The organism is Lactobacillus gigeriorum DSM 23908 = CRBIP 24.85 (genome assembly GCF_000296855.1).
GTDB classification, from domain to species: Bacteria; Bacillota; Bacilli; order Lactobacillales; family Lactobacillaceae; genus Lactobacillus; species Lactobacillus gigeriorum.
In genome coordinates this window covers 63,776-70,271 of the sequence record NZ_CAKC01000028.1, presented here as the reverse complement: position 1 = coordinate 70,271, position 6,496 = coordinate 63,776, and the positions used below count along the sequence as shown (strand labels likewise).

Sequence of the window (6,496 nt, the reverse complement as noted above, 5' to 3'; positions counted from 1 at the left end):
GACAATGGGTTGGCTTTCTTTTTACTACAAGCTGTCAACGATAGTATAGCTGCTGTAGCCAAGCTAGCCAATCCTAGCCGTTTAAGCCACCTCTTCATTTTTTGATTCTCTTCATCTATATATCCTAAAACAGTAAGCGCTTTCTACGCTTTGAACAAATCATAGTCTTTTCCTGTTACCAAGTAAATAATTTACATATTTTTACACATTTATTTTTCAAGAAAGCCTTTACATCTATATTCGATAATATGATAATTTACATAAATGGAGGATCTATTTATGAGGGTTACGATTACTGACATTGCTCGTGAAGCTGAAGTTTCAAATGCCACTGTTTCTCGCTACTTAACTAAAAATGGCTATGTCAGCCAAGAAGCCGCTACTAAAATTCAAACAGCGATCGATCAATTAGGCTATACCTATCGCGAGCACCATAACCAATTCACTAGCAGGGCTATCGAAGTTAATTTTCCTAATATTGACAATCCCTTTTATGCGGAACTTTTTGAAGAATTATCAACTTATTTAAAGCAGAAGGGCTACGACTGCATCCTGCACCTTGATCACTTTCAACTACAAGACTTTGATTATTTTCAGGAACGGTTTCAAAATCAAGAAATTGCCGGACTAATCACCAGTTCCCTCTTAAATATCTCTAAGCGATCACTAAATCGTAATTATCCAATCGTTAGTTTTGATCGTCGAATCAGTCCTAAAATTCCAACTATTCAATCGAACAATTTAGATGCTGGAATTCAGATTGCGCAATATGTTTTAAGTCATGGAAAAAATAATATTCTGTTACTCGCTGGTGCTAGAGAAGATCTGTACCCGATCAATGATCGGATCAAAGGAATGATGCGCGTTTTTAACAACTATCACACCCAAATTACAACTGAAGCGTTAAATGCAAGTGATTCAATCGTGGCTCAAAAAATTGCTATCCAACAATTTTTAAAAAGGAACACCTATGATGCAATTTGTTGTACAGACGACATCACAGCCCTGTTAGCCAAGCAATGCACTGATGATTTACATTTAGCTCCACTTATTACCGGTTTCGATGGAACCTATTTAATTCAGAACCTGTTTCCTAAATTAGTTACGGTACGTCAAAATACCAAAGCAATTGCGGAAGTCTTAAGCGATATTTTGTTACGCCGAATCAAATATCCGCTCTACCCACTTGAGCCGATCTATACCTTACCGGTAAATTTGATCCATTAACGGTCTTTAATTTTGCCGGCTTTTTTTCTACAATTATTAGTAAAGATTACGAAGGGAAAAATTCTATGAAACAAACTGAATGTACTACAATTCTTGTTGGAAAAAATGCAACCATCGATGGTTCAACCATGATTGCAAGAAGTGAAGACGGTGGTCGGGTAATCGTGCCTGAAAGCTTCGAAGTCGTTAATCCTGCAGATCAACCACGCCACTACACCAGCGTGATTAGTAAGCAAAAAATCGACGACGCTGATTTAGCCGGTGAAGTTTTGCGCTACACCAGTGCTCCTGATGCTAAACGCGACAAAGGTATTTGGGCAGCAGCCGGCATCAACTCAGCTAATATCGCCATGACAGCTACCGAAACTATTACTACTAATGCTCGAATTCAAGGAGTTGATCCTTTGCTTGACCCAAGCGAAGGTGGACTTGGTGAGGAAGATTTTGTGACCTTGACCTTACCATATATCCACACTCCTGAAGAAGGAGTTAAGCGTGTAGGTTACCTATTAGAAAAATATGGAACTTATGAAATGAACGGGATGGCCTTTTCAGATCACGACCATATTTGGTACTTGGAAACTGTTGGTGGCCACCACTGGATTGCACGCCGTATTCCTGACGATGCTTATGTCGTCGCACCAAATCGCTTGAACATCGACGAATTTAGATTTGACGATCCTGATTTTATGGCCAGTGCTGATCTTAAGGACTTAATTGAAACCTACCACTTGAATCCTGATCGTGAAGGCTACAACATGCGCCACATCTTCGGTTCTTCAACTATCAAAGATGCCCACTATAATAATCCACGTGCTTGGTACTTACACAATTTCTTTAATCCAGAATTTGGCGGTCAACCAGGCGATCAAGAGCAACCATTCATTTGTTATGCTAACCGTAAAATTAGTATTGAAGATATTAAATGGGCAGAAAGTTCACACTATCAAGATACTCCATATGATGCTTACGGTGATCAAGGTACTGCTGAACAAAAGAAGACTTTCCGTCCAGTAGGGATTAACCGTAACTTTGAAACCCACATCTTGCAAATCAGAAATGATGTACCTGCACCATTGGCAGGTGTTCAATGGCTAGCCTTTGGTCCAAATACTTTCAATACCATGGTGCCATTCTATACTAATATTACCGATACTCCGGCTTGCTTTAAGACTGGTGGCAAGTTCGACTTGAAGGAAATTTTCTGGCTCAACAAGTTAACTGCGCAGTTAGGCGATACTAACTACCGCGTCTATGGCGAATTAGAAAGCGACTTTGAACAAAAGAGCTTAGCTCAATGTCATAAAATTCAACATGAAACTGATCAAGCTGTCGCAGAACTTACGGGTGATGAATTAGTTGCCAAGCTCGAACAAGCTAATAAGCAAATGGCTGACTTGGTATATGAAAATACCGTTGACCTATTAGGTAAGATGGTCGACGAAGGTCATGGTTTGATGACTTTGAAATACGATCTGTTAGATTAATTTAAGAAAAAAACGCTTGCTGTCAGCGTCTTAACAACGTTGATCATCAAGCGTTTTTTATTATATTGTATCTAAAACTCCTGGAACTTCAGGATCATCAACAATTTCAACATCTGCTCCTAGACGGCGCAATTTTTGCTCTACGCGATCATATCCACGTAAGATGTTGCCAGCTTTATCAATCACTGTCTTGCCTTCAGCCATCAGACCAGCAATCATCAAACATGCACCTGCTCGAATCTCTCCAGCAATTACTTCTGCACCATGCAATTTAGCAGTTGGATGAGCCAAAATAATATTATCTTCAACTTTAATATCTGCACCCATCTTTTGCAGTTGGGCAATATGGCCTATCCGCTTAGGATAGATATTATCGATCACTACCCCTTCACCATATTTAGCAGTCAGTAGCAATGGCGTAATTGGCTGCTGCAAGTCAGTTGCAAAGCCCGGATACACATCCGTGCGTACTTGTACCATCTTCAGATCGCCGGCTGGATAAACATATAGCGAATCCTCATCGGCATCAATTACTACACCCATTTCTTCTACCTTAGCTAAATAAGCATCGAGGTGTTCTTCAATAATATTGTGAATTCTAATACCATTTCCAATGCAAGCTGCTAAAGCAACATAAGTTCCAGCTTCAATTCGGTCTGGAATAATCGTATGTGGAATCTGTGCTTCTAAGCGAGCCACACCTTCAACACGAATCGTATCGGTACCTGCACCACGAATGGTAGCTCCCATATTATTCAAAAATGTTGCTAAATCAATTATTTCTGGTTCTTTAGCCGCATTTTCAATAATCGTCTGTCCTTGTGCCGTTACACTAGCCATAATAATATTCATCGTTGCCCCAACTGAAGGCATCTTCAAATGAATCTTAGCACCATGTAACCCACTGTCAGGAGCGGTAATGATAATCTGATCATTCTCATTCTTAACAGTTGCACCTAAAGCTTCAAAGCCCTTTATATGTTGGTCTATGGGACGTGGGCCAATGTCGTCCCCACCAGGAAAACCTACTACCGCCTTGCCAAAACGGCCAAGAAGCGCACCCATGAAATAATAAGATGCCCGTAAACTTTTAATCTTGCCGGCCGGCAATGGACTCATCTTAATATTCTCAGGATTGATTTGTAATGTGGTTTCGTGAAAATCACAAAGTACGTCCATTTCGGACAACAAATCCATCAAGTTATCAACATCTGCGATTCTCGGAACGCCTTCCAAAGTTACTGGAGTTCTTGATAAGATCGATGCGGGGATCAACGCAACGGTCGAATTCTTTGCTCCACCTATCCAAACATCACCCTGCAGAGGCTTTCCACCATGAATTATCATCTGCTTCATTGGCGAAAACAAATCCTTTTCTACTTTCAATAATCATAATAATGTTATAGGAAAAACACAAAAAAAACAAGAGTTGAGACTTAATCCAACTCTTGTATTTTAACTTTTTGTATTATTCAACTAACTTTAGAATTCTTTTGCTGGCAAATCGCTAGCTGCACCAATGAATGCCTTGAACAAACCTTCTGGACGTTGTGGACGGCTCAAGAATTCTGGGTGATATTGGGCTGCAATAAAGAATTTCTTTTCTGGCAATTCGATGATTTCAACCAAACGATTGTCTGGTGAAACTCCTGAGAAGACCATGCCAGCCTTTTCGAACATTTCACGATATTCATTGTTAAATTCGTATCTGTGGCGGTGACGTTCTTGAATAACATCTTGATTATCATAAGCGGCTCTAGTCTTAGTACCCTTCTTAAGAGTTGCTGGGTAAAGACCTAAACGTAAAGTACCACCAATGTTTTCTTCATCGCGCTTATCAGCCATAATATCAATAATGCCATGCTTAGTCTTAGGATCAGCTTCAGTTGTATGTGCATCAGCCATACCTAAAACGTCGCGAGCAAATTCAATGCTAGCCATCTGCATCCCCAAACAAATACCCAAGAATGGAATATCATTTTCACGAGCATATTGAATTGCGGTAATCATGCCTTCAAGTCCACGAATACCAAAACCACCAGGTACCAACAAACCATCGGAATCCTTCATGATGTCAGCGATATTTTCAGGCGTTACATCTTCAGCCTTAACTTTTTCTACTTCAATCTTAGTGTCGTAAAGATAGCCTGCGTGTTGCAACGCATCGGTTACGGAAATATAAGCATCTTCAAGTTCAACGTACTTACCAACTAATGTAATCTTAGTCTTGTGGTGCAAATTCTTAGCACGTTCATCAAGCTTCTTCCATGCTTCCATATCTGCACTAGCAAGTGGTGAATCAATATGTAAGAAATCGCAAACCTTTTGATCCATTCCTTGTTCTTGGAATGCCAATGGCAAGTCAAACAAGGAAGGTGCGTCGATTGATTCGATAATGCGATCAACGGGAACGTCAGTAAAAGTCGAAATCTTGTTTTTCAATTCTTGGCCAACAGGCTTTTCCGCACGCAAAACCAACATATTTGGTTGAATACCAATATTACGCAATTCTGCAACTGAGTGTTGCGTTGGCTTAGTCTTCATTTCATGAGCAGCATGTAAATATGGTACTAAAGTACAGTGAATGTACATCACATTTTCTTCACCAACTTCACGACGCATTTGGCGAATTGCTTCCATAAATGGCGTTGATTCAATATCACCTACAGTACCACCAATTTCAGAAATAATAACGTCTGAATCAGTTGTAAGAGCTGCACGCATGATCTTTTGCTTGATCATGTCGGTAATATGTGGGATTACTTGGACAGTGGCGCCGTTGTAATCGCCACGACGTTCTTTTTCAAGCACCTCTTTATAAATCTTACCAGTAGTAACGTTAGAATACTTACTTGTTCTAACGTCAACGATTCGTTCATAGTGTCCTAAGTCAAGATCAGCTTCGGTACCATCGTCGGTAACGTAAACTTCACCATGTTGATATGGGCTCATAGTACCTGGATCAATGTTAATATATGGGTCGAATTTTTGCATGGTAACTTTCAAACCACGGTTTTTCAATAATCTACCCAAACTTGAAGCAGTAATTCCTTTACCTAATGAAGAAACTACCCCACCTGTAACAAAGATATATTTTGTCATTTACATGCCTCGCTTTTTAAAAAATTCACCAATAAACAAAAAAGCTCCCTAGTGGGAGCTGAACGCACATATGGTGCCCAAAAAACATACTAGCTATTTTTGGAAAAGAAGTCAAGTAAATTACTCGTCTTCATCTTCATCTTCATCATCGCCCAATTGTGATAATTGGCCTTCGATGCCGTCTGGCAAAGTGTCGTCGTCTTCATCGTCATCATCAAAATCATCATCGTCATCGAAGTCGTCTTCATCAGTATCTTCAACTTCAAGATCCTCATCTTCCGGATCATCGTTATCGTAATCGATGATGTCATCGCTACCAGTAGCAGAAGCAAGGAAGGCATTAACCTTCTTGTGGCTCTTACGTTCTGAGTCTTCATCTTCGTCTTCTGGGTGGTTAACTTCTTCATCAACTGATTCATATGGGAACCATGAACGCAATGCCCAGATGTTGTCACCCATTGAGATGAATTCGCCATCAGTGTTCATATCAGTGTAAAATTGTGGCAAACGGTCGCGAATTTCTTCATCGCTCTTTTCCAAGTACTTTTGCACCGCATTAACGATATCAGCAAAAGCCATTCTCTTACCTGAATCTTCCAAAATTGCGCGAGCAACTTCGATCATTGACAATTCGTTACGGTTTTTATCCTTAAAGTCATCTAATCCCACAGTAGTTCGTC

Annotated in this window: 5 protein-coding genes; 2 read left to right on the top strand and 3 right to left on the bottom strand. The window is 40.1% G+C overall.

Annotated features, from left to right (window positions below):
* Nucleotides 1-279 precede the first annotated feature (279 nt).
* Together BN52_RS02540 and BN52_RS02535 are read left to right on the top strand one after the other, a co-directional pair.
* Nucleotides 280-1,227, top strand: coding sequence for a LacI family DNA-binding transcriptional regulator (locus BN52_RS02540; RefSeq protein WP_008472590.1), 948 nt, complete (start codon nt 280-282; stop codon nt 1,225-1,227).
* A gap of 65 nt (nt 1,228-1,292) precedes the next feature.
* A complete protein-coding gene (locus tag BN52_RS02535; RefSeq protein ID WP_008472589.1) occupies nt 1,293-2,714 on the top strand; it encodes a C69 family dipeptidase in 1,422 nt (473 codons plus the stop codon).
* Nucleotides 2,715-2,774: 60 nt separating this feature from the next.
* Here BN52_RS02535 and BN52_RS02530 read toward each other — a convergent pair whose 3' ends face one another.
* The 3 genes from BN52_RS02530 to rpoE all read right to left on the bottom strand — a co-directional run bounded on the left by BN52_RS02530 (nt 2,775) and on the right by rpoE (nt 6,485).
* Nucleotides 2,775-4,070: a UDP-N-acetylglucosamine 1-carboxyvinyltransferase gene (locus BN52_RS02530; protein WP_040473324.1), complete on the bottom strand. Its 1,296-nt coding sequence runs from the start codon at nt 4,068-4,070 to the stop codon at nt 2,775-2,777.
* Nucleotides 4,071-4,196: 126 nt separating this feature from the next.
* Nucleotides 4,197-5,816, bottom strand: coding sequence for a CTP synthase (locus BN52_RS02525; protein ID WP_008472586.1), 1,620 nt, complete (start codon nt 5,814-5,816; stop codon nt 4,197-4,199).
* Between the two features lie 120 nt (nt 5,817-5,936).
* Nucleotides 5,937-6,485 (bottom strand): DNA-directed RNA polymerase subunit delta, encoded by a 549-nt coding sequence (rpoE, locus tag BN52_RS02520; RefSeq protein WP_008472585.1) that lies wholly within the window; start codon nt 6,483-6,485, stop codon nt 5,937-5,939.
* Nucleotides 6,486-6,496 lie beyond the last annotated feature (11 nt).